Here is a 21,216-nt window from a genome sequence, read left to right on the forward strand (position 1 = left end):
CGAACGCAGTCGTCCGCTGATCGGCGTCCGGCTTGGCGGCGGTACCCGGCTTGGCGGATTCCGACGGCTTCGTCTCGCCCGGCTTGGCGGCCGGCTTCACCGCACGGAACACCGCCGTACGCTCACTGTCCGACGGCTCATCAGCAGAAGCGGAACCCGGCTTCACAACACCGAACGCAGTCGTCCGCTGATCGGCGTCCGGCTTGGCGGCGGTACCCGGCTTGGCGGATTCCGACGGCTTCGTCTCGTCCGGCTTGGCGGTCGGCTTCACGGCGCGGAACACGGCCGTACGCTCACTGTCCGCCACCGGCGCGTCGGCAGCAGCCGAACCCGCCTTCGCGGAAGGGGAAGCGGAATCCCGCTCTGCCGGCTTTTGGTCGGACTCCGCCGGCTTGTCGGCCTCCGCCTTGACGGCTGGCTTGTCGGCCGGCTTCACGGCGCGGAACACGGCCGTGCGCTCGCTGTCCGCCGCCGCCTCATCGGCCCCCGCGTCATCGGAACCGTCGGAGCCGTCGGAGCCGTCACCGTCATCCGCGTCACCCGCGCCGTCGGCGTCATCCGCGTCATCGGAGGACGACGCGACCCACGCCGCCACCGCCTCCCGCAACGGGTCACCGGCCTCCGACTCCGGTTCGGGATCCCGCGGCCGGAACACCGACAGCCTCGGGTCGCGCCCGTCCCCCACCGCACCTTCATCTACCGACTTGTCGGGGGACTCGCCCGCCACCAGTTCCTCCTCGATCGCCGTCCGGCTGCTGTCCGAACCGTCTAACAGTGTCCCGTCTAGGGGGCATCGCCCACCCGCTAGACGAGAACGACATAGCTGATGGTTCCCCCACAAAGCGTCCAGGCGCTCTCGACAGATGAATGTGAGAGGCGTCACCCTGTCACTCATCCACGCGGGGAGGCATGGATGGGCAGGAGCCGCAGAACAATTCCGGAGGAGCTTCTGCTGCTCGCCTTGGACCCGACCACGGGAACCACGGCGCAGCCGCAGTCGCTCGACCTCGGCCTGGCCGGGGCACAGCTAGTGGAGCTGGCTCTGGCGGGACGGATAGCCCCTGATGGGGATCGTATCGCCGTGGTGATGCCACGGCCGACAGGAGATCCGACTTTGGACTCCGCACTGGAACTGCTGCGCAGACGCGGCAGCCCGGTGCGGGCCGTCCACTGGATAGGCGGACCCCGGCTGGGGCTCCGTCAGATTTACCTCGCTCATCTGGAGCGTTGCGGCATGGTGCATGCCGTCGCGGGACAGATGTGCGGAGTGTTGCCGACAACTCGCTACCAGGCGACGGACACGGAGATCAGCCGGGAGATCCGAGCCCGGCTCGACACTGCGATCCGCACCGGCGTACCGCCGGACCCGCGGACCGCGGCGCTTGCCGCACTGGCCCACGCGGTCGGACTCGGCAAGCACCTGTACCCCGGCAACGAGGGGCGGTCGTCCAGGTCCCGGCTGCGGGACCTGATCCGGCACGACCCGATGGGCGGTCTCGTGGCGCATGCCGTCATGGACGTCCAGAACGGTGTGGCGGCACAGCCACGCCGCGACCGCGCACCGGCACCGTCGGCCGCCCGGGCCACGGCGAGCGGTGTTCCGCTGCAGCCGCGCCGGACGGGTGCGATGGCCCGCGCGGCGGCACACTGATCCACGCACTGAGTCACGCGCTGAGCCGCGCACCAATCCACTCGCCGGCCAGTCGGCACCACCCGAACAGCAGTACCCGTACCACCCGCCACACCGCCTGCCACACCCCTTGACCCACGGCAGGCGCACGGCGACACCAGCACCACCGCAACGCCGTCACCGCGACCGACGTCCCCCAAAGACCCGGTTCCGGAGACGCCAGCGCGCGGGGTGGCGAGGCCGGTCACACCGGTCCCGCCGCCCCGCGCGTCTGCTTTTCCCGGCCGTTCTCCGGCGGCGCCGCGCCCTTCGGTGGCAGTCTGCTGAACGTCAGACACACACAGCGAGACAGAACCGACAGAACCAGAAGAAGAAGGCGGAGGTGCCGTTCAAGTGGCGTCCAATGTCAATCCCACCGTCCGACGCCGCCGACTGGGCATGGAGTTGCGCAAGCTCCGCGAAGACAAGGGCATGACGGCCGAGCAGGTCGCCGAGCGCCTCCTCGTCTCCCAGTCGAAGATCAGCCGACTTGAGAACGGCCGCCGTTCCATCAGCCAGCGCGACGTCCGCGATCTGTGCGACGTGTACGAGGTCGAGGACCGCAGGCTCGTCGACTCCCTCATGCAGATGGCCAAGGACTCCCGCCAGCAGGGCTGGTGGCACGCCTTCGGCGACATCCCGTACAGCGTGTACATCGGACTGGAGACGGACGCCGCCAGCCTGCGTACGTACGAGCCCCTGGTGATCCCCGGGCTGCTCCAGACCCCGGAGTACGCCCATGCCCTGGTCCGCGGCGCGTGGCCCGAGACCGCCCCGGCCGACGTGGACAAGCGCGTCCAGGTCCGCATGGCCCGCCAGAAGCGGCTCTCCGAGACCGACAACAACAACCCGGAGCTCGGGCCGCTGCGCCTGTGGGCGGTCATCGACGAGGCGGCGCTGCGCCGGTACGTGGGCGACACCCAGCTGATGATCCGGCAGCTGGAGTACTTGATAGAGCAGTCGGAGCAGCCGCACGTCACGGTGCAGGTGATGCCCTTCACGATGGGCGCGCATCCGGGCGTGAACGGCCAGTACGCGATTCTGGAATTCCCGGACGCTTCGGACTCGACCGTCGTCTACATCGAGGGCGTGACGAGCGATTTGTACCTGGAGAAGGCCAACGACGTTCAGAAGTACAGCGTGATGTACGAGCATCTGCGCGCGCAGGCCCTCAATGTCGACCAGACCCAGCAGTTCATCTCGGGAATCATCGACCACTATGCGGGCAAGGGGTAGTAAATCCGGAGGTAGCGACCCCAGTGGGGCGGGGCTTTGACGAGGGGAGCCGGTACGGTACACCGTCACTCCCCGGCCACGAAGGCTTGAATGGAATATGCCACTCGGTCGGGTGAACGCCCCCTTCGCCCGTCGAGTGCTGCGGGTAGCGTCGATCACGTCGGTCGGAGATACGGCCGACACGTCACCGGAACTACTCGCTGAACCGGAGAGAAACATGGCTATTCGTCAGGGCGCCACGGAAAACTGGACCAAGTCCTCCTACTCCGCGAACGGCGCCTGCGTCGAGGTCAAGTCCCCCGTCACGGAGGCGATCGCGGTGCGCGACTCGAAGGTGCAGGACGGCCCGTCCCTCACCTTCGCGCCGGGCTCCTGGACCTCGTTCGCCACCGCCGTCACCGAGGGCCGGCTGGGACGTCTCGCCTGAAGATCCGGGCGAACAACGTCCCAGCCACCGCCCTACGCACGATCAGCGCCATCAGCAGTACTGACTGGAGCCCTCTCGTCCGGCCCGCCGTCCTGGCCGAGGGGGCTCGGCCATGTTCCGCGGCCGCCTGGGCTGCCGGGGCCGCCTGAGCTACCGCTGCCGCTGCCGCCGCCCCCGGCTACCGCCGCAGCCGGTCCACGTACCGGTCCGTCCCCGGAACCGTCGGTACGAACGGCGCCACCAGCTCCACCCGCCCCAGCCCGGCCCCGGCCACCTCCGTGTCCAGCCCCTCGAAGCGGTCCCAGCACGCGCGGGGGTCGGCCTCCAGGAACCACAGCAGGGTCAGCCGGGTGTCCACCCCCTCGACCTGCTTCACGTAGGTCATCCTGTCGCCGGGCAGCGGCGTCGGCCGGAACACCGTCACCATCGCCGCGGGAGAGCCCGCCAGGCGCTTCGGCAGCGCGCGCGAGCGCAGCCGGTCCAGCAGCTCCGCCCGCTGCTCGGGCCCGTCGGCATCGACGACCTGGAGGACCAGCCCCTCGTACGGGTGATCCAGGGCGTGGAAGTCCCGCGGACCGGCGGCCCCGTCGCGGTAGACCGTCGCCACGTGGTCCTGGAAGGCCGTGAAGACGTGCGTACGGTCCTGGTAGACGCGTCCGTCGCGGTTCAGCCGCTTGTTGATCCCGACGGTCCACTTCATGTGCTCGTCGTAGCGGCCCTCGGTCACCCAGTACGTGGAGAGGTAGCACCCGGCGGTGACCGGCTGCGCGACCGCCGACTTCTCCGGGTAGCGCAGCTCCTGGAGCTCCCGGGTGGCCACCCAGCGGCGGCCGGCGTACATCCAGGGCATGGCCATCGCCCCGGCGTAGTAGTGGTCGTCCTCGTACCAGCGGTTGTACGCGTATTCGTGGCCCGGGTGGGGTTCGACCATGGTGATCAGCGCATGGCCGGGCCTGACCCCGTACGGCCCCACGGCCGCGAGCTCGGCGTACGCCTCGACACGGGTGTTCTGCTCTTCTGTCGCCATGGGACCGGTCTAGCTGATGCGGCGTCAGTTGGGGAGGGGCGCGGAGGGGGCGGGAGGGGCGGCCCCTCCTTCTCGCCCCTCGGAACCCGGCGCTAGGGTGCCTCCACATCACATTCAGGGGGGAAGCGCTTGATGCGCACAGCAATTCTTCGCGGGCTGACCGCCGGGCTCGGCCTCGCGATGACCGGCCTCGGCCTGGCCGCCGCCACCGCGGCGCCGGCCCGGGCCGCGGAGCCCAATTACTCGAACTGCCCGGCCGGCTATTTCTGCGCCTGGACGAACGAGGACGCCACCGGGCCCATGCTCAAGGTCAACACGGACCAGCCGACTCTCGGCGCGTTCGACAACAAGATGTGGGCCACGATCAACCGCACCAACAAGATCGCCTGCCTCTACTCGGAGCCGAACTACAAGTTCGGCACCTACTGGTCGGACAACCCGGACCAGGCCGGCGGCGGTTCTTCGGGCCCCGCCGAAGCCGATACGAGCTCGATCAAGTTCGTCCTCACCGAGCGCGAGTGCGGCCTCAACGCCTACCCGGACTGGCGTTCCGAGGTGTCGCCGGCCAAGGCCGGCTTCGGCGACCTCAACAACGACCGGCGCGCCGACGTCCTCGTCCGCGACAAGGTCGGCCGCCTCTGGTTCCTGCCCGGCGACGGCACGGGCAAGAAGGTCGGCACCGGCTGGAACGCCATGAGCGCCCTGACCCGGCACGGCGACTTCAACAGGGACGGCAACGAGGACCTCCTCGCGCGCGAGGCGTCCACCGGCAAGCTGTGGCTGTACCCGGGCGAGGGCGACGGCTGGCTGAGCGACCGCGTGCTCATCGGCCGCAGCGGCTGGAACGGGATGTCGCTGATCACCGCGTTCGGCGACCTCACGGGCGACGGCCGCGGCGACCTGGTCGCCCGCGAGACCTCGACCGGCAAGCTGTGGCTCTACCCGGGCACCGCCTCGGGCGGCCTGGCCGACCGGATCCTGATCGGCCGCAGCGGCTGGGGCGCGATGAACGCCCTCGTCGGCGCGGGCGACATGAACGGCGACGGGCGCCCCGATCTGCTCGCGCGCGAGGCCTCGACCGGGAAGCTCTGGCTCTACCCGGGCGTGCGCGGCGGCGTCGGCGACCGTGTGCTCATGGGCCGCAGCGGCTGGAACGTCATGGAGGACTTCATGGCGGTCGGCGACTACTCGGGCGACGGCATCAACGACCTCGCGACGGTCACGAACGACAAGTACACGGCCGACGGCTGGTCGGTATCGGGCCACCCGGGCTGGCTGCTGAAGTACGCGGGCCAGGGCAACGGATACCTGGAGGACCGCAGGCAGGACGACGGCGACTGGTACTACCTGAACGGCGCCTTCTAGCGGTACGGAGCACAACGCGCGCGGCCTGCGGCACGCGACGCGCGCCACGCGGCCCGCGCCCGCCAATTCGGTGGGCGCGGGCCGCAGTTCGTTTCCGTATCACTTGGCGGACAGGTAGGTGCCGTCTGCATCTTTCGGCGCTAGGCTGCGACTGTTTTTCGCCACCGAAGGAACGGAACGAAGGAAACGAAGGAGTCGTCATGCCGCCCGCGCAGCCGCCCCTGTTCGCCACCCGCGCGACCTCGGTGGGAGGTTCGGCCGTACGCGAGATCCTCGCGGTCACCGAACGCCCCGGGATGATCTCCTTCGCCGGCGGCCTCCCGGCGCCGGAGCTCTTCGACACGGCGGGGCTGCGCGCCGCGTACGACGCCGCGTTCACGCACTCGGCCCGCCGGGCACTGCAGTACTCGACCACCGAGGGCGTCCCGGAGCTGCGGGCGGCCGTGGCGCGGCGGCTGAGCGGGCGGGGGCTGCCGACGCGCGCGGACGAGATCGTGGTGACCACCGGCTCCCAGCAGGCCCTCGGCCTCATCGCCGCGGCACTGGTCGAGCCGGGTGACGCCGTCCTGGTCGAGAACCCGACGTACCTGGCGGCCCTCCAGTGCTTCCGCCTGGCGGGGGCCCGTGTGATACCCGTCCCCTGCGACGAGGAGGGCATCCTCCCGGACGCCCTGTCGGAGATCGTCGCCCGGGAGCGGCCGAAGCTCCTCTACACCGTGCCCACCTTCCAGAACCCGACCGGCCGCACCCTGCCGGCCCCCCGCCGGGCGGAGGTCGCGCGGATCGCCGCACGGCTGGGGCTGTGGCTGCTGGAGGACGACCCGTACGGGGAACTCCGCTACGAGGGGCCCGACGTGCCGTGGCTCGCGGCGCACCCGGGGGCGGAGGACCGTACGGCCCTGCTCGGCAGCTTCTCGAAGGTCCTGGCGCCGGGCCTGCGACTGGGCTGGCTCCGTGCCCCCCAGGCACTGCGGCGGGCGGCGGCGGTGGCGAAGCAGGCGGCGGACCTGCACACCTCGACGGTGGACCAGCTGGCGGCGGCGCACTACCTGGCGGAGACGGACCTGGACGCCCACATCGCGATGGTCCGCGAGGCGTACCGCGCACGGCGCGACGCCCTGCTCTCGGGCCTGGGCGCGGCGCTCCCGGCGGGGTCGGCCTGGAACCGCCCCGAGGGCGGCATGTTCGTCTGGGCCCGCCTCCCGGAGGGCCACGACGCGACGGCCCTCCTGAAGTCGGCGCTCGCCCACGACGTGGCGTACGTCCCGGGCGCCCCCTTCTTCACGGGCCCCCCGGACCCCCGCACGCTGCGCCTGTCGTTCACCACCCACACCCCGGCCGAGATCGCCGAGGGACTCAGCCGGCTGGGGCGGGGGGTGCGGGGGGAGGGGTGAGGGGTGAGGGGCTTCGCCTGGGCGGGGCCTCCGCCCCCCCAACCCCGCCCCGCCGTCGAAGCCCGCCGCGCTCAACCCGACGCCCCCGCCCCCGCCCCCGCCCCGCCCTTCCCTCCTCCGCCCCCACCGCCTACTCTGACACACCGTCAGGTTCCGCCCCGCCCCGCCCCCGCCCCGCCCCGTCCCGTGCGCCCCCAGGAGGCCCTTGCCATGACGCCGCCGACGCCGACGCCGACGCCGCTTCTTCGAGGCAAGACCGTCGTCGTCTCCGGCGTCGGGGCCGGGCTTGGGCATCAGGTTGCCGCAGCCGTGGTGCGGGACGGCGGGAATGCCGTGCTCGGGGCGCGGACCGAGGCGAATCTGGCCAAGGCCGCCGCCGAGATCGACCCCGACGGGGCCCACACCGCCCACCGGCCCACCGACATCACCGACGAGGCGCAGTGCGAGGCCCTCGTCGCCCTCGCGCAGGCGCGCTTCGGCGGGGTCGATGCCGTCGTGCACGTCGCCGCCTGGGACTCCTACTTCGGCGGGCTCGAAGACGCCGACTTCGGCACCTGGCAGCAGATCATCGATGTGAACCTGCTCGGCACGCTCCGGATGACCCGGGCCTGCCTGCCCGCCCTGAAGGCCAACCGCACCGGCGGGTCCGTCGTCATCATCGGCACCCAGTCCGCCGTCGCGTCCCCCTCCCAGGTCCAGCAGGCGGCGTACGCCGCCTCCAAGGGGGCGCTGACCTCGGCCATGTACTCCATGGCCCGCGAGCTCGGCCCCCACCGGATCCGCGTCAACACCGTGCTCCCGGGCTGGATGTGGGGTCCTCCCGTCCAGGCGTTCGTCACCTTCACCGCCCACTCCGAGGGCGTCCCCGAGGCCGAGGTGCGCGCCCGCCTCACCGAGCGCATGGCGCTGCCGGATCTCGCCACCGACGGGGACGTCGCCGACGCCGCCGTCTTCCTCGCCTCCGACCGGGCGCGGGCGATAACCGGCCAGTCCCTGCTGGTCAACGCCGGTGAGCTGATGCGGTGAGCGTCCCCGTGCCCGTACCACAGGATCGTATGCTCGGCCCATGACCCCTCCGCCCTCCGGTGCCGCCCCGACCGACAACGCGATGCGCCGCGCGCTCCGCCGTGCCCGTGACGGCGTCGCGCTCGACGCGACCGAGGCAGCCGTACTCCTCCAGGCACGCGGCGAGGACCTCGAAGACCTCGCCGCCTCCGCCGCCCGGGTGCGCGACGCCGGCCTCGCCGCCGCCGGGCGCCCCGGCGTCATCACGTACTCGAAGAGCGTGTTCATCCCGCTCACCCGGCTGTGCCGCGACAAATGCCACTACTGCACCTTCGCCACCGTCCCCGGCAAGCTTCGCCGCGCCGGCCACGGGATGTACATGTCCCCGGACGAGGTCCTCGACATCGCCCGCCGCGGCGCCGCCCTGGGCTGCAAGGAAGCGCTCATCACCCTCGGCGACAAGCCCGAGGACCGCTGGCCCGAGGCGCGCGAGTGGCTGGAGGCCGAGGGCTACGACGACACGATCTCCTACGTGCGGGCCATCTCCATCCGGATCCTGGAGGAGACCGGCCTCCTCCCCCACCTCAACCCGGGCGTCATGTCCTGGGCCGACTTCCAGCGGCTCAAGCCGGTCGCCCCGTCCATGGGCATGATGCTGGAGACCACGGCGACCCGCCTGTGGTCCGAGCCCGGCGGCCCGCACCACGGCTCCCCCGACAAGGAGCCGGCCGTCCGCCTGCGCGTCCTGGAGGACGCCGGGCGCTCCTCCGTCCCCTTCACCTCCGGCCTGCTCATCGGCATCGGCGAGACGTACGAGGAGCGCGCCGAGTCCCTCTTCGCGCTGCGCCGCACGGCCCGCTCCTACCACGGCATCCAGGAGCTGATCATCCAGAACTTCCGCGCCAAGCCGGACACGGCGATGCGCGGCATGCCGGACGCCGAGCTGGACGACCTCGTCGCCACCATCGCCGTCGCCCGGCACATCATGGGCCCCTCGGGCTGCCTGCAGGCCCCGCCCAACCTGGTCGACGGGGAGTACGCGCGGCTGATCCGCGCCGGCATCGACGACTGGGGCGGCGTCTCCCCACTGACCCCCGACCACGTGAACCCCGAGCGCCCCTGGCCCCAGATCGACCTGCTGGCCGAGCAGTCCCGGGCCGCCGGCTTCGAGCTGCGCGAACGGCTCTGCGTGTACCCGGAGTTCGTCCAGCGCGGCGAGCCGTGGCTGGACCCCCGGCTGCTGCCCCACGTACGGGCGCTCGCCGACCCGGAGACCGGGCTCGCCAACGAGGCGGCGACGGTCGAGGGCCACCCGTGGCAGGAGCCGGAGGAGGCGTTCGCCGCCACCGGGCGCACCGACCTGCACACCGCCATCGACACCGAGGGCCGTACGGGTGACCGGCGCGAGGACTTCGACCACGTCTACGGCGACTGGGAGGCCCTGCGCGAGGCGGCGGCCCCCGGGATGGTGCCCGAGCGCGTCGACACCGACATACGGGCGGCCCTCGCGCAGGCCGCCGACGACCCGACGAAGCTCACCGACGACCAGGCCCTGGCCCTGCTGCACGCGGACGGCCCGGCGCTGGACGCGCTGTGCCGGATCGCGGACGACCTGCGCAAGTCGGTGGTGGGCGACGAGGTCACGTACATCGTGACGCGGAACATCAACTTCACCAACGTCTGCTACACCGGCTGCCGGTTCTGCGCCTTCGCGCAGCGCCGTACGGACGCCGACGCGTACACCCTCTCCCTCGACCAGGTCGCCGACCGCGCGGCCCAGGCCTGGGACGTGGGCGCGGTCGAGGTCTGCATGCAGGGCGGCATCCACCCGGACCTGCCCGGGACGGCGTACTTCGACATCGCGCGCGCGGTGAAGAAGCGGGTCCCCGGCATGCACGTGCACGCCTTCTCGCCGATGGAGGTCGTCAACGGCGCGACCCGTACCGGGATGTCGGTACGGGACTGGCTGACGGCGGCCAAGGAGGCGGGGCTGGACTCCATCCCGGGGACGGCGGCGGAGATCCTGGACGACGAGGTGCGCTGGGTGCTCACCAAGGGCAAGCTGCCGACGGCGGACTGGATCGACGTGGTCACCACGGCGCACGAGCTCGGGATCCGCTCCTCCTCCACCATGATGTACGGGCACGTGGACCAGCCGCGGCACTGGCTCGGCCACTTCCGCACCCTGGCCCGCATCCAGCAACAGACGGGCGGCTTCACGGAGTTCGTGACGCTCCCGTTCATCCACACCAACGCCCCCGTGTACCTGGCGGGCATCGCCCGCCCGGGACCGACGGTCCGTGACAACCGGGCGGTGACGGCGATGGCCCGGATCCTGCTGCACCCGCACATCACCAACATCCAGACGAGCTGGGTGAAGCTGGGCGCGGAGGGCGCGGCCGAGATGCTGCGCTCGGGGGCGAACGACCTCGGCGGGACGCTGATGGAGGAGACCATCTCCCGGATGGCGGGGTCGAGTTACGGCTCGTACAAGTCCGTACGGGACCTGGTCGCGGTCGCGGAGGCGGCGGGGCGGCCGGCGAAGCCCCGCACGACGCTGTACGGGGAGGTGTCCGAGGAGCGCCGACAGGCGGCCCGCGCCTCGGACGGCCACCTGCCGGAGCTCCTGCCGGTGCTGGACTGAGGGACAGGCATGGCGTGAGCCCGGCCGGGTCGGTCCGGCCGGGCTCGGGCTCGGGCACGGCTGAAAGTGTTCGCATTCCGGCCGTTCTCCGGTCAGTTACACGCACCGTGGCGCTCCCCTTCCGGATACGACCGGACATGTCCATTACAGTGCGCGCCAGAGCCAGCGGGGGGATACGGCATGGACACGACGACAGCGGCGACGGCCGCCAAGGAAACGGCAGCGGCGGGGGCCACGGCATCGGTTGCGACTGCGGTCCTGACCGCAACCGCGGCTGCGACCGCGACCCCGTCGGGAATGACCGCCACTGCCACCGCCCTGTGGGGCCGCACCGAGCAGCAGGACTTCCGCAGCCGCGTGCGCGGCACCCTCCTCGGCTCCGCCATCGGCGACGCCCTCGGCGCTCCCGTCGCCGGCCTCTCCCTCCACGGCATCCGTGAGACCCACGGCCCGGAGGGCCTGGCCGGACTCGCCCCCGCCTACGGCCGCCGGGGCGCCGTCACCGCCTCCACCCAGCTCACCCTCTTCACGGTCGACGGCCTGATACGGGCCCACGTGCGCCGGGACACCGGCGCCTGGCACCCGCCCACCGACGTCCACCGCGCCTACCGCCGCTGGGCCGCGACCCAGCACGACTGGGGCCCCGACGAGCGGCGCGAGGACAACGGCTGGCTGGCCCAGGAGGAGTGGCTCTACGCCCGCCGCGGCCCCGCCCCGGCCTGTATGACCGGCTTCGCCGACGACGTCCTCGGCACCCTCGACCAGCCGAAGAACCCCACCGCCCGCGACGCCGCGGCCACCACCCGCTCGGCCCCCTTCGGGCTGCTGGTCGGCTGGGATCCCGCCCTCGTCCTCCAGCTCGCCGTGGAGTGCGCCGCCCAGAGCCACGGCCGCCCCACCGCGTACCTCTCCGCCGGGGCCTTCGCCGTGATCGTCCACGGCCTGACCCGGGGCGAGCCCCTGCACGCCTCGGTCCAGCGCGCCCTGAGCCTGCTGAGCACCCGGCCCGCCCACCAGCCCGTCACGGACGCCCTCCAGCGCGCGGTCACCGCCGTGACCGGCGCCGCCCCCGGCCCCAACGTCGTGGAGTCCCTCTCCCCCGGCGACGGCCGCGACGCCGAGGACACCCTCGCCGTCGCCGTCTACTGCGCCCTGGTCGCCGAGGACGTCCCGCACGGACTGCGCCTCGCCGTGAACCACGGCGGCGACTCCACCGCGACCGGCGCGCTGTGCGGGGCCCTGCTCGGCGCCCTCCACGGCGAGACCGCCCTGCCGCCCGCCTGGCTCGCCGACCTCGAAGGCCGCGCCGCGATCCTGGAACTGGCCGACGACTTCGCCCTGGAGATGACCCAGGGCCCGGCCCTGCACAGCCCGGCGATCTCGGCCCCGGGCTGGCTGTCCCGCTACCCTCGGGGCTAACGCCGGTCGCCTCCGGCGGTGTTCGCGTGGCCGCAGCGCGGTCGGCGTCGCCACCGCCCCGCACCCCGGGGCTCCGCCAGCGGCAGCGACGGCGCCACCGCCAAGCCCACCGCCGCCCCGACGTGCACCGGCACCTCCGCCGGCTCCGCCCCGCACCCGGCGCCTCACTGGCCCGCGCCCACCGGTACCGGCCGCAGCAGCCGCCCCGTGAGCGCGGCGGTCACCGCCCCGGCCGGGGCGGCCGTCGAGCAGCCGCCCGGCCGCGTTTCCCGGGCAGTCCGGCCCCCCGCCCCCGGGCTCCGCCCCGAACCCGGCGCCTCACCCGGCACGGCCGGATATGCCGGCACGGCCGGATCCGTCAGGCCGCACGCCTCCGGCCGTGTTCGCGGGGCCGCAGCGCGGTCGCGGCGGCACCGCCCCACGCCCCGGGGCTCCGCCCCGAACCAGGCGCCTCACTCGGCCCGGCCGGAGCCGCCAGACCCGCGCGCCTCCGGCCGGGGTCGCGGGACCGCAGCGCGGTCGCGGCGGCACCGCCCCGCACCGCGCCCCGAGACGCCGTGCCCTGCGCCACCGCGCCGCGCCCCGGGGCTCCGCCCCGCCCGGCGCCTCACGCGCCGGCGCGGCCGGATTCGTCAGGCGGCCCGGGGGACCACCCACAGCGCCTCGCCCACCGCGCACAGTTCCCCGGCCGCCGTGGCCAGGGCCGTGCCCACCCTGTACTTGCGCGGGGCGCTCTCCCGCATCCAGGCGTACGAGACCAGGCCCGCGCCCACCGGTACCGGCCGCAGCAGCCGCCCCGTCAGCGCGGCGGTCACCGCTCCGGCCGGGCGGCCGTCGAGCAGCCGCCCGGCCGCGTTCCCCGGGCAGTCCAACGCGCCCCACACCAGCTCGTACGGCAACAGTCCCGCCGGCGTGCCGAGTTCGGGTCCCGGGGTCCACGCGGTGGCGACCACGTCCCGCCCGGCCACCCGGCCGCAGTGCAGGCGCAGCCCGGTGTCCGGGGTGCGGTGCAGCCCGCACCCGAAACAGTCGACCTGCCCCTCCGGCGGAGCCGCCCGGTACGCCTCGGCCGCCACCGTCGCCTCCTCCCAGGACGGGACCGCGGGGAGTTCCCCGGCCTCCCACACGGCCGGGAGCGCGGCGGCCAGGAGCAGCTCGCCGTCCATCAGCGCGCTGCCGCCTTCCGGGGTCTCGGCGAACGTCACCGCCGTCGCGGTCGGCACGGGCCGCCGGAAGTCCACCCGTACGGCCCCCTCGGCCACCCGACCGGGCACCTGTAGGGCCTCCTCGGCCATCCGACCAGGCACCGGTACGGCCCCTTCGGCCACCCGGCCGGGCACCCCTACGGCTCCCTCGGCCATGCCACCGGCCACCCCGCCGGCCACCCGGCCGGTCACCCGACCGGCCAGGACTCCCGCCACATAGCCCCCGAACGCGACACCCGGATACCCGCGCAGCCGCTCCGGCACCGTGATCGTCTTCGCGTCCGTCCAGCCGCCCATGTCCACCACTGCCCCACTCGCCCCCTGCCGCGTTCGCGCGGAACGCCGTACGTTGGCCGCCTCACGTCTCGGAGGTGCCATCACCCATGCGGATCGCCACGACCATCTTCCTCACCGATCGCACCATCTCCCCCACCAGTCTCGCCCGCACACTCGAAGAGCGCGGTTTCTCCGGCCTCTACCTCCCGGAACACACCCACATCCCCGTCACCCGCGACACCGAAGCGCCCATGGGCGGGGAGCTCCCGGACATGTACGGGCGCACCCTCGACCCCTTCGTCACCCTCGGGCAGGCCGCCGCCGTGACCGAGCGGCTGCATCTCGGCACCGGCATCACCCTGGTGGCCCAGCACGACCCGATCGGCCTCGCGAAGCAGGTCGCCACGCTGGACCACCTCTCCGGCGGCCGCTTCACCCTCGGCGTCGGCTACGGCTGGAACGTCGAGGAGGCCGCCGATCACGGCGTCGACTGGCGCACCCGCCGCGAACTGGTCCGGGACCGGATGGCGCTGATGCGCGCGCTGTGGGCCCCCGAGCCCACGGCGTACGTGGGCCAGTACTCCTCCGTCCAGGCGAGCGCGGCGTACCCCAAGCCGGTTCAGGCCCCGCGCGAACTCGGCCCCGGCCAACCGCTGTACGGCCCGCGCACGCTGCTCGGCGGCGCGGCCGGCCCGAAGCTGTTCGCCGCGATCGCCGACTACGGCGACGGCTGGCTCCCCATCGGCGGGGGCGGCCTGACCGAGTCCCTCCCGGTGCTGCGCGAGGTGTGGGAGACGGCGGGCCGCGATCCGAAGTCGCTCCAGGTGGTCCCGTACGCGGTGCGGCCCACCCCGGGCAAGCTCGCCCACTACGCCGACCTCGGCATCGAGGAGGTCGTCCTCCAGCTCCCCTCCGGGCCGGAGCCGGAACTCCTGCGGGTGCTGGACGACTTCGCGCAGTACCTCTGACGGCGGCGCGCGGGTCGCCCTGGTAACTTGGCCTGCTTCGACGATCAACTCGCCTTCACCGGGGGACTACTTCTCGTGCTCAACAACATGCGTGTCTGTGTCGCCGCCGCCGGAGTCGCGGCCGCCCTCCTCCTGACCGGCTGCGGCAGCGACGGCGCCACCGACAAGAAGCCCACCGGCGCCCAGGCGGGCACCGGCGCCGCCGGAAGCACCGGAGCCACCGGCGGCGACGCGAAGCCCGGCAGCCTGGAGGGCGGCTGGATCTCGATGAACACCCCGGGCAAGGGAGTCGTCCTCACGGTCAAGGGCCCGGTGGCCATCGTGATCGAGACCGAGACCGGTGTGACCTGCCAGGGAACCGCGACCGGCAAGGACCTCACCCTGCAGTGCCCCTCCGGCGGCAAGCGCACGAAGGGCAAGGTCGAGTCGGTCGACGCCACCAGCCTGAAGGTCGCCTGGGACGGCGTGGGCACCGACACCTTCCAGAAGAGCGAGCCGGGCAAGCTGCCGTCGTTCCCGCCGGTCCCGAAGTAGTCCCGCCCCGGACCCGAGCTCGCGGCCCTCAGGGCGCCGCGAGCTCGGGTATTCCGTCCACCAGCACGACCACGCCGACGACCTCCCCGGCGGCCGAACGCCCCACCCACACGGGGTAGGTGCCGTCACCGCAGGTCGCGGAGGCCACCAGCTCGGCGCCGGAGGGCTGATCCGAGGTGCGCAGGATGTACATGGAGTCGGTGAGGTGCTCGCCGGCGTCCGGGTCTCCTTGGACCAGCGCCTTCTCGAAGAGCTGCTGGAGCGGCTCCCAGGCCCCGGCATCGGCGAAGCAGCCGGTCGCGCCGTCGGTGTCGAAGCCGAATATTCCGTCCTCGGCGAGGAGTCGTACGTCGTCGTCCGGGCCGATGGCCATCTCCCAGGACGCGGCGGGGGTCTCGCTCACGCGCAGCCGGACGGCCGTGGTGTCCGTACGCTCCACCCAGCCCCCGGTCCACTCGCTGTCGTAGCCGAAGGTGACACGCGCCTCTTCGAGTGCGTACTCCCCCGGCGGGACCGCGATGGTGATCTCCAGCCCGTCATCTTCCGAGGGGTCGGCGACGGCCAGCAGCCCGCTCGGCACCCGCAGCGTGCCGCACCGCTTCGGCTCCGCCACGGTCATCTCGGGGTAGTAGTCGGTAGACATGCGCGTACCCGGGCGGAACAGCGCGTCGATCGGCCCCGGCCGGGCCGGGCGGGGAGCCCGCCAGCACGTGGCGGGCTCCTCCCCGGCATCGGCCGCGACGGCCTCCGCCGCACGGAACTCCATCGGTTCCGTCAGCCCGTGCACCGTGGCCGAGAGCACGGGCCAGTCCCCGAACGCGGGCCGTTCCATCCAGCGCTCGTCATCGCGGACGGTGGGCACGGTGACGTACGTGCCCCCGCCCTCGCCTTGACGCTCCTCCGTCCGCCGGCCCTTCCCGTCCGGGAAGAGCTCTACGGTGATCCGCGGGCACGCCTTGTCGAACTCCGCCATCTCCGGGCCGGTGTATTGCCAGCCGACGGTGTGCCGACGCAGCAGCCGCCCCGGGGCGTCCAGCAGCCGCATGTCCAGGTCGTAGGTACGGCGGCCCTGGGCGTCGTAGACCCACAGGCCGACGTAGTGCTCCCGCCAGGACACGAGCCGGACCTCAAGCGGTATCTCCCGCCCCGGCACCCGGTACGCCGCGACGTACGGTAGCCCGGCTACGTCCCGCTCGCGCGCCGCCTCGGCGGACAGCGGGCCCCACAGGGCCCGGGCCGCGAGATCCCACCCCTGCGCGTAGGCCACCTCTACGACCATCGCCGCCTCCTGCCGCTGTTGCGTTCCGTAGTCCTGATTCGCAAGGTAGCGGCCGGGACTGACAGCGGGCCTCAGGGGGAGGGGCGGTGGGCCAGCTCCGCCCAAACCGTTTTGCCGATCACGCGGTCCATGACCCCCCAGTCGGTGGCGAGCGCATCGACGATACGGAGCCCGTAGCCCGACTCGGCCTGGTACTCCGGAGGGCGCAGCGCGGGACGCCGATCCCGGCGGGCGTCGGACACCTCGATGCGCAGGAACCTCTCCAGCAACGTCATCCGCAGCTCGAAGTCCCGCCCGAGGACGCGCCCGTGGGTGACGGCGTTGGCGGCGAGTTCCGCAACGAGGAGCCCGGCGTCGGCCGAGAGCGCCGTGCTCTCGGGGACGCCCCAGTCGTGCAGCTCGACGAGGGCCAGCTGCCGGGCGAGGCGTGCGCCGCGACGGGTGCAGCTGAAACGCTGCGTGAACACGCGTACGAGGGCCTGGGTAGGGCCGGAAGGTGCGGTCATGAGGGAGAACCTCCCGTGTGCGCTGGGGAGTTCCCAGCATCCCGACCGCTACTTTCCAACTGTACGAGTTCACTCTCTGGACAGTAAGGATAACCGTGAGTGAGCATGGTGGTGGGGAGGTGACCGCCATGGTGAGTACCGATGACCGCGGTAACGGCGAGGTCGAGCCCGATGAGAATCTACGCAGCTTCGGCGAGACGTTGAAGGCCTGTCGCAAACGGGCCGGACTGACACAGGAGCAACTGGCCCAGCGCGTCGGGTACTCCGTCCAGTACGTGGGGTCGGTCGAGCAGGGCCGCCGCCATCCGTCCCAGAAGTTCATCATCAAGGCCGAGCAGGTGCTGGATGCCTATGGGATCATCCAGATCGCGGCGAGGCAGCTGAATCGCAAGCGCGGGCTGGCGTCGTGGTTCCGGCGGTGGGCGGAGCTGGAGGAGGGGGCGATCGCCCTCAATACGTACGAGTGCCGGTCGATACCGGGGCTGTTGCAGACGGAGGCGTATGCGCGGGCGCTGGCTGCGAACGTTCCACCGATGGCCACCTCCGAGGAGGTCGAAACACGGATCGCGGCCCGGCTGGACCGGCAGAAGTTGCTGTACCGGACCCCGTACATCACCTTCAGCTTCATCATCGAGCAGGGGGTCATCGAGCGGCAGACGGGTGGCGTGGAGGTCACGCGGGAACTGATCGACCATCTGCTGGAATGCGCGAAACTGCCGAACGTCGACATTCAGGTCATGCCGACGATCAGCCCGGAACACGCCGGTACCGACGGCCCCTTCCAACTCCTCGAATCATGGGAGCACGAGTGGCTGGGGTACAGCGAGGGACAGCAGTCAGGCGTGGTGATTACGGACCCGAAAGACATAAGCCTGCTCCACCAGCGGTATGCCAAACTTCGTATCCAGGCCCTCAATCCTGCGGACAGCGTGGGCCTGTTGATGCGATTGCGAGGATCCCTGTGAACAGCTCCCAGCTCCGGTGGTTCAAGAGCAGCTACAGCGGCAGTCAGGGTGACAGCTGCGTCGAGGTCGCCCTCTCCTGGCACAAGTCCACCTACAGCGGCAGCGAAGGCGACGACTGCGTCGAGGTCGCCGCCTGCGCCGACACCGTCCACATCCGCGACTCCAAGCTCAGCGCGAGCCCCGAGCTGGCGGTCGGTCCCGCCAGCTGGACCGCCTTCCTCGGCGGCGTCACCGCCTAGGAACTGACCGCGTCAAGCAGCAGTTTCGCGGCCACCGTCGCCCCGTCGGTGGTGCGGATCGTGTCGGCCACGGCGGTTGCTCGTGCGCGGGTCTCGGGGGTCAGGGCCGTTGTGAGGGCGGCTGACAGGGATTCGGTGGTCGGGGTCGGGCCGTCGTGTGCCGCGCCGATGCCCAGGTCGGCCACCCGGCCGGCGAAGTACGGCTGGTCTGCCCCCTGGGGTACCACCACCTGAGGTGCGCCGGCCCGGGTGGCGGTCGTCGTCGTGCCCGCGCCGCCGTGGTGTACGACGGCGGCCATCCGGCGGAACAGTGCCTGGTGGTTGACCTCGCCGACGAGGAAGCAGTCGTCCTGGTCGTCGATCAGGGCCAGGTCGGCCCAGCCACGGGAGACGACCACGCGGCGGCCCTGCGCGCGGATCGCCTCGATGGCCACCCGGGCGACGTCCTGCGGAGCGCTCATGGGCATGCTGCCGAAGCCCACGTACACCGGTGGCGTGCCGGCGTCCAGGAACGCCACCAACTCGGCGGGGAGCGGGCGTTCGTCCGGCAGGACCCACGCGCCGGTCTGCACCACGTCGAGGTCCGCCGGCCGCTGCCACGGGGCCAAGGTCGGGTCGGCGGCCAGCCACGGGCGGTCGGTGAAGGCGTAGTCGCGGACGTTGTCCACCGGTGGCAGGCCGAACGACGCCCGCTGGGTGTTGAGCATCTCGCCGAACATCGCGTTCGCGATCTGGGCGTCCAGGTCCCACAGTGCCCGGTTGTCGGTCACGTCCGGTGGCAACGGCTGGCCCCGCCGCGCGGGCGGGCGGCGGTGCGGCGACGGCAGGCTGACCGGCTGGTGGCTCACGTGCACGTAGCGGATGCCCAGTTTCTCGGCCACCGACCGCGCGCCGGCCGTGGCCGGCAACGGGCCGGTCGCCACCAGCGCATCACAGCCCTCGGCCGCCGCGGCGACCGTGTCGAACTGCGCGGCCATCAACTCGGCCGCACGCTGCGCCAGTCCCACCGCCGACCCCGGCGTCACCGTGGTCACCAGCGGGCGCACGGGCCGGCCGGTCGGCACCGTCTCCACGCCCACCTCGGCCAGCCGCTGCGCGAACTCCTCGTCCGGCGGCGCGCACACCCGCACCTCCGCGCCGAGTTCCCGCAACCGCACCGCGAGTCCCGCTATCGGTTCGACGCCCCCGCGCGATCCGTACGTCGACAACACCACACGCATTCGTGATTCTCATTTCCGCTGGTCCTGGCTTCGGGCTTCGGTGGGTGATTCTGCGGTACGACGAGGGTCTTCGCGCGCCTCAAGGCGGCGGAACCGGTCCCGGGGCGGTCACGCCCACCGCCGGGCGCCAAAAACGCCCGTCAGGCAAGGCCTGACGGGCGCCGAGGAAGTAGTCGACTTCACGCTGGAATCCGAAGCCCGGGACGGTCCGCGACAGGTGCGGCCAGATGCTCGGCGCGACGTGGTACTCGCCGGCCACCATCCACGGGTCGTCGCCCAGCACGAACAGGTGCCGGATCTCAAGGAACTGGTCTCTGGAGAGCGAGACGGAGTGCGCTATCTCCTCGTCCGCGCCGAAGCCGGTCAGATCCCAGACGAGGTTGTACCCGTCGGCGAATGGATAGTCGCTGCTCACGGCCTCAAGCTAGGCCGCATCCCCTCCGCACCGCACCTGTTTTTCCGGGCCGGTCAGTGGTTCGTGTCGATTCCGCAGCCGCTACGAGACCGGCCAGAACTGCGCCAGCGCCGCCTCCTTGTAGGGCGCCGGGCTGACGCTCAGCTCCCCCGCGAAGGGACGGTCCAGCGCCATCACCAGCAGCAGGCTGAAACCGATCAGCCCGGCCACCGCCGACACGAACAGCAGCTGCATCTTCAGGCTCCGCAGCCCGAACAGGAACGTCAGCGGCAGGATCACCAGCGCGCCCCCGTACACCAGCACCTGGAGCAGCACCGGCAGGGATGTTTCCGCCATCGTGACCCGCGCCCGGCGCTGCGCCGCGACGTCGTTGAGGCGGGTGGCGGCCTCCCCGTAGAAGGTCTCGCTGCGCGTGCCGACCGGCTCGTACGCCTGGAGCGCCGTGTACATGGCGTGCGTCTGCGTGGCGGTCGCCTCGTAGCTCGGCTTGCCCTTGCGCATCAGCGGCCACTGGACATCGACGACGGCGTGGACGTAGTCCCCCACCGCCCGTTCCACGCGGGCGCGCTCGACGGGCGGGAAGGCCTCGGCGCTGCGCACGACGAGGGCCAGGTCGGTGGCCTCGTTGGCGACGATGTTCTGGGTGTTCTCCAGCTGCGTCCAGAGCGTGACGACGACGAACGCGAGGATGATCCCGTAGATCGCGCCGAACATGCCGAGGGCGACGCCGACCATCTCGTTGTGCTCCCCGCCCGCGAGGTGCGGGAAGCGGCGACGGGCGGCGAGGCTGCCGACGGCGGCGAGGGAGACGACACCGCCGACGAGGAGCACGCCGAGCTCGAACGTGCTGAGGTTGTTGAGTAGCCAAAGGATCATGCCGTGCTCAACGACCACCCCCGCGGAAGGGCCCGCCTTTGAACGGTCAGGAGGCTGAACCGGTTCCGCGCCACCAGCCGTTGCGCCGGCGGTCTTGTGCCCGAGCGGCTTCGTTGATGGTGATACTGCCGCCCGCCTGGATGACGCCTGCCCGGCCCGAGGCGTTGGCGGTCTGCTGCACAGCGCCGGAGTGCGGCGGACTGTCAGGGGGAGGCAGGAGCGGAGCAAGCTCCTGCTCCAAGAGCCGCTGAAGCTCCCTTGCCAGGGCGGGATCATCGCGCACCAGCCGCTGGAACTTGAGCTGCCAGCCGCCCGTCAGCCTCTCCTCGGCGGCGACATCATGCGTTCGGCGCGCTTCCAGTACCTCGTCCCGTACGTCGGTCAGCTCATCCTCGATGGCCGGAACGTGCTCCGGATGGGCGCGCTGCCACAGCGCGACCGTGGAGGAACGCGCCTGCTGCCAGGCGTCCGTCGCCATCGCGCTCACGAGGGCGGTCGCGACCGCCAGTACCACCGGATCCACAAGGCCTCCCCTACGTCGCAAATC

20 protein-coding genes and 1 pseudogene are annotated in these 21,216 nt (G+C 72.1%); 12 read left to right on the plus strand and 9 right to left on the minus strand.

Translation table 11 applies throughout. The features are described from left to right. A pseudogene (locus MTF65_RS17600) lies at positions 1–607 on the minus strand (hypothetical protein); the annotation flags it as partial. Between the two features lie 306 nt (positions 608–913). Between MTF65_RS17600 and MTF65_RS17605 the strand changes: the two are divergent. The 3 genes from MTF65_RS17605 (at position 914) to MTF65_RS17615 (ending at position 3,332) form a co-directional block, all read left to right on the plus strand. Continuing rightward, positions 914–1,651, plus strand: a complete 738-nt coding sequence (locus MTF65_RS17605) for a GPP34 family phosphoprotein (RefSeq protein ID WP_243629652.1) — start codon at positions 914–916, stop codon at positions 1,649–1,651. 372 nt (positions 1,652–2,023) lie between these two features. Then, positions 2,024–2,905: a helix-turn-helix transcriptional regulator gene (locus MTF65_RS17610; RefSeq protein ID WP_243629653.1), complete on the plus strand. Its 882-nt coding sequence runs from the start codon at positions 2,024–2,026 to the stop codon at positions 2,903–2,905. Positions 2,906–3,122: 217 nt separating this feature from the next. Next, positions 3,123–3,332 (plus strand): DUF397 domain-containing protein, encoded by a 210-nt coding sequence (locus MTF65_RS17615; RefSeq protein ID WP_243629654.1) that lies wholly within the window; start codon positions 3,123–3,125, stop codon positions 3,330–3,332. Positions 3,333–3,510: 178 nt separating this feature from the next. Here MTF65_RS17615 and MTF65_RS17620 read toward each other — a convergent pair whose 3' ends face one another. After that, a complete protein-coding gene (locus tag MTF65_RS17620) occupies positions 3,511–4,359 on the minus strand; it encodes a hypothetical protein (RefSeq protein WP_243629655.1) in 849 nt (282 codons plus the stop codon). 132 nt (positions 4,360–4,491) lie between these two features. On the opposite strand from MTF65_RS17620, the gene MTF65_RS17625 reads away from it, so the two are divergent. The 5 genes from MTF65_RS17625 (at position 4,492) to MTF65_RS17645 (ending at position 12,186) form a co-directional block, all read left to right on the plus strand. Further along, positions 4,492–5,724, plus strand: coding sequence for an FG-GAP-like repeat-containing protein (locus MTF65_RS17625; protein ID WP_243629656.1), 1,233 nt, complete (start codon positions 4,492–4,494; stop codon positions 5,722–5,724). A 200-nt stretch (positions 5,725–5,924) separates the two neighbouring features. Next, positions 5,925–7,118, plus strand: coding sequence for a PLP-dependent aminotransferase family protein (locus MTF65_RS17630; protein ID WP_243629657.1), 1,194 nt, complete (start codon positions 5,925–5,927; stop codon positions 7,116–7,118). A gap of 210 nt (positions 7,119–7,328) precedes the next feature. Beyond that, entirely contained in the window at positions 7,329–8,144 is an 816-nt protein-coding gene (locus MTF65_RS17635) for an SDR family oxidoreductase (protein ID WP_243629658.1), read from the plus strand. A gap of 40 nt (positions 8,145–8,184) precedes the next feature. After that, positions 8,185–10,767 (plus strand): bifunctional FO biosynthesis protein CofGH, encoded by a 2,583-nt coding sequence (locus MTF65_RS17640; RefSeq protein ID WP_243629659.1) that lies wholly within the window; start codon positions 8,185–8,187, stop codon positions 10,765–10,767. Between the two features lie 297 nt (positions 10,768–11,064). Continuing rightward, the gene (locus MTF65_RS17645) at positions 11,065–12,186 is read left to right on the plus strand and encodes an ADP-ribosylglycohydrolase family protein (RefSeq protein WP_243629660.1); all 1,122 of its coding nucleotides are present in this window, start codon (positions 11,065–11,067) and stop codon (positions 12,184–12,186) included. A gap of 632 nt (positions 12,187–12,818) precedes the next feature. Here MTF65_RS17645 and MTF65_RS17650 read toward each other — a convergent pair. Beyond that, positions 12,819–13,688, minus strand: a complete 870-nt coding sequence (locus MTF65_RS17650; RefSeq protein WP_243629661.1) for a hypothetical protein — start codon at positions 13,686–13,688, stop codon at positions 12,819–12,821. 86 nt (positions 13,689–13,774) lie between these two features. On the opposite strand from MTF65_RS17650, the gene MTF65_RS17655 reads away from it, so the two are divergent. Continuing rightward, on the plus strand, positions 13,775–14,635 hold the full coding sequence (locus tag MTF65_RS17655) for an LLM class F420-dependent oxidoreductase (RefSeq protein WP_243629662.1): 861 nt from the start codon (positions 13,775–13,777) through the stop codon (positions 14,633–14,635). Between the two features lie 27 nt (positions 14,636–14,662). After that, positions 14,663–15,169, plus strand: a complete 507-nt coding sequence (locus MTF65_RS17660) for a hypothetical protein (protein ID WP_243629663.1) — start codon at positions 14,663–14,665, stop codon at positions 15,167–15,169. Between the two features lie 28 nt (positions 15,170–15,197). On the opposite strand, the gene MTF65_RS17665 is transcribed toward MTF65_RS17660, so the two are convergent. Together MTF65_RS17665 and MTF65_RS17670 are read right to left on the minus strand one after the other, a co-directional pair. After that, positions 15,198–16,448, minus strand: coding sequence for a DUF4241 domain-containing protein (locus tag MTF65_RS17665; RefSeq protein ID WP_243629664.1), 1,251 nt, complete (start codon positions 16,446–16,448; stop codon positions 15,198–15,200). 71 nt (positions 16,449–16,519) lie between these two features. Then, complete coding sequence (locus tag MTF65_RS17670) at positions 16,520–16,954, minus strand: ATP-binding protein (protein ID WP_243629665.1); 435 nt, start codon at positions 16,952–16,954, stop codon at positions 16,520–16,522. Positions 16,955–17,082: 128 nt separating this feature from the next. Between MTF65_RS17670 and MTF65_RS17675 the strand changes: the two genes are divergently transcribed. Both MTF65_RS17675 and MTF65_RS17680 read left to right on the plus strand, forming a co-directional pair. Further along, a complete protein-coding gene (locus tag MTF65_RS17675; RefSeq protein ID WP_243629746.1) occupies positions 17,083–17,919 on the plus strand; it encodes a helix-turn-helix transcriptional regulator in 837 nt (278 codons plus the stop codon). Beyond that, positions 17,916–18,158 (plus strand): DUF397 domain-containing protein, encoded by a 243-nt coding sequence (locus MTF65_RS17680; protein ID WP_243629666.1) that lies wholly within the window; start codon positions 17,916–17,918, stop codon positions 18,156–18,158. Before MTF65_RS17675 ends, MTF65_RS17680 begins: the two co-directional genes overlap by 4 nt. Here MTF65_RS17680 and MTF65_RS17685 read toward each other — a convergent pair. From MTF65_RS17685 to MTF65_RS17700, 4 genes are all read right to left on the minus strand, one after another. After that, entirely contained in the window at positions 18,155–19,378 is a 1,224-nt protein-coding gene (locus tag MTF65_RS17685) for a glycosyltransferase (protein WP_243629667.1), read from the minus strand. The two genes, MTF65_RS17680 and MTF65_RS17685, sit on opposite strands and share 4 nt — an antisense overlap. Positions 19,379–19,457: 79 nt before the next feature. After that, positions 19,458–19,793, minus strand: coding sequence for a hypothetical protein (locus MTF65_RS17690; protein WP_243629668.1), 336 nt, complete (start codon positions 19,791–19,793; stop codon positions 19,458–19,460). Positions 19,794–19,874: 81 nt separating this feature from the next. Continuing rightward, positions 19,875–20,669 carry a DUF4239 domain-containing protein gene (locus tag MTF65_RS17695; RefSeq protein ID WP_243629669.1) on the minus strand — a complete coding sequence of 265 codons (795 nt, stop codon included), beginning with the start codon at positions 20,667–20,669 and terminating at the stop codon, positions 19,875–19,877. Positions 20,670–20,715: 46 nt separating this feature from the next. Beyond that, positions 20,716–21,192 (minus strand): hypothetical protein, encoded by a 477-nt coding sequence (locus tag MTF65_RS17700; RefSeq protein ID WP_243629670.1) that lies wholly within the window; start codon positions 21,190–21,192, stop codon positions 20,716–20,718. Between the last annotated feature and the right edge of the window lie 24 nt (positions 21,193–21,216).

It is taken from the genome of Streptomyces sp. APSN-46.1 (assembly GCF_022815725.1).
Lineage (GTDB): Bacteria > Actinomycetota > Actinomycetes > Streptomycetales > Streptomycetaceae > Streptomyces.

What these genes read in the sequence shown, in the direction of transcription:
- MTF65_RS17695 (WP_243629669.1), bottom strand. Translation starts at nt 20,669, where the DNA reads ATGATCCTTTGGCTACTCAACAACCTCAGCACGTTCGAGCTCGGCGTG.
- MTF65_RS17605 (WP_243629652.1), top strand. Translation starts at nt 914, where the DNA reads ATGGGCAGGAGCCGCAGAACAATTCCGGAGGAGCTTCTGCTGCTCGCC.
- MTF65_RS17675 (WP_243629746.1), top strand. Translation starts at nt 17,083, where the DNA reads ATGGTGAGTACCGATGACCGCGGTAACGGCGAGGTCGAGCCCGATGAG.
- MTF65_RS17620 (WP_243629655.1), bottom strand. Translation starts at nt 4,359, where the DNA reads ATGGCGACAGAAGAGCAGAACACCCGTGTCGAGGCGTACGCCGAGCTC.
- MTF65_RS17630 (WP_243629657.1), top strand. Translation starts at nt 5,925, where the DNA reads ATGCCGCCCGCGCAGCCGCCCCTGTTCGCCACCCGCGCGACCTCGGTG.
- MTF65_RS17635 (WP_243629658.1), top strand. Translation starts at nt 7,329, where the DNA reads ATGACGCCGCCGACGCCGACGCCGACGCCGCTTCTTCGAGGCAAGACC.
- MTF65_RS17670 (WP_243629665.1), bottom strand. Translation starts at nt 16,954, where the DNA reads ATGACCGCACCTTCCGGCCCTACCCAGGCCCTCGTACGCGTGTTCACG.
- MTF65_RS17645 (WP_243629660.1), top strand. Translation starts at nt 11,065, where the DNA reads ATGACCGCCACTGCCACCGCCCTGTGGGGCCGCACCGAGCAGCAGGAC.
- MTF65_RS17685 (WP_243629667.1), bottom strand. Translation starts at nt 19,378, where the DNA reads ATGCGTGTGGTGTTGTCGACGTACGGATCGCGCGGGGGCGTCGAACCG.
- MTF65_RS17665 (WP_243629664.1), bottom strand. Translation starts at nt 16,448, where the DNA reads ATGGTCGTAGAGGTGGCCTACGCGCAGGGGTGGGATCTCGCGGCCCGG.
- MTF65_RS17615 (WP_243629654.1), top strand. Translation starts at nt 3,123, where the DNA reads ATGGCTATTCGTCAGGGCGCCACGGAAAACTGGACCAAGTCCTCCTAC.
- MTF65_RS17640 (WP_243629659.1), top strand. Translation starts at nt 8,185, where the DNA reads ATGACCCCTCCGCCCTCCGGTGCCGCCCCGACCGACAACGCGATGCGC.
- MTF65_RS17655 (WP_243629662.1), top strand. Translation starts at nt 13,775, where the DNA reads ATGCGGATCGCCACGACCATCTTCCTCACCGATCGCACCATCTCCCCC.
- MTF65_RS17650 (WP_243629661.1), bottom strand. Translation starts at nt 13,688, where the DNA reads ATGGGCGGCTGGACGGACGCGAAGACGATCACGGTGCCGGAGCGGCTG.
- MTF65_RS17625 (WP_243629656.1), top strand. Translation starts at nt 4,492, where the DNA reads ATGCGCACAGCAATTCTTCGCGGGCTGACCGCCGGGCTCGGCCTCGCG.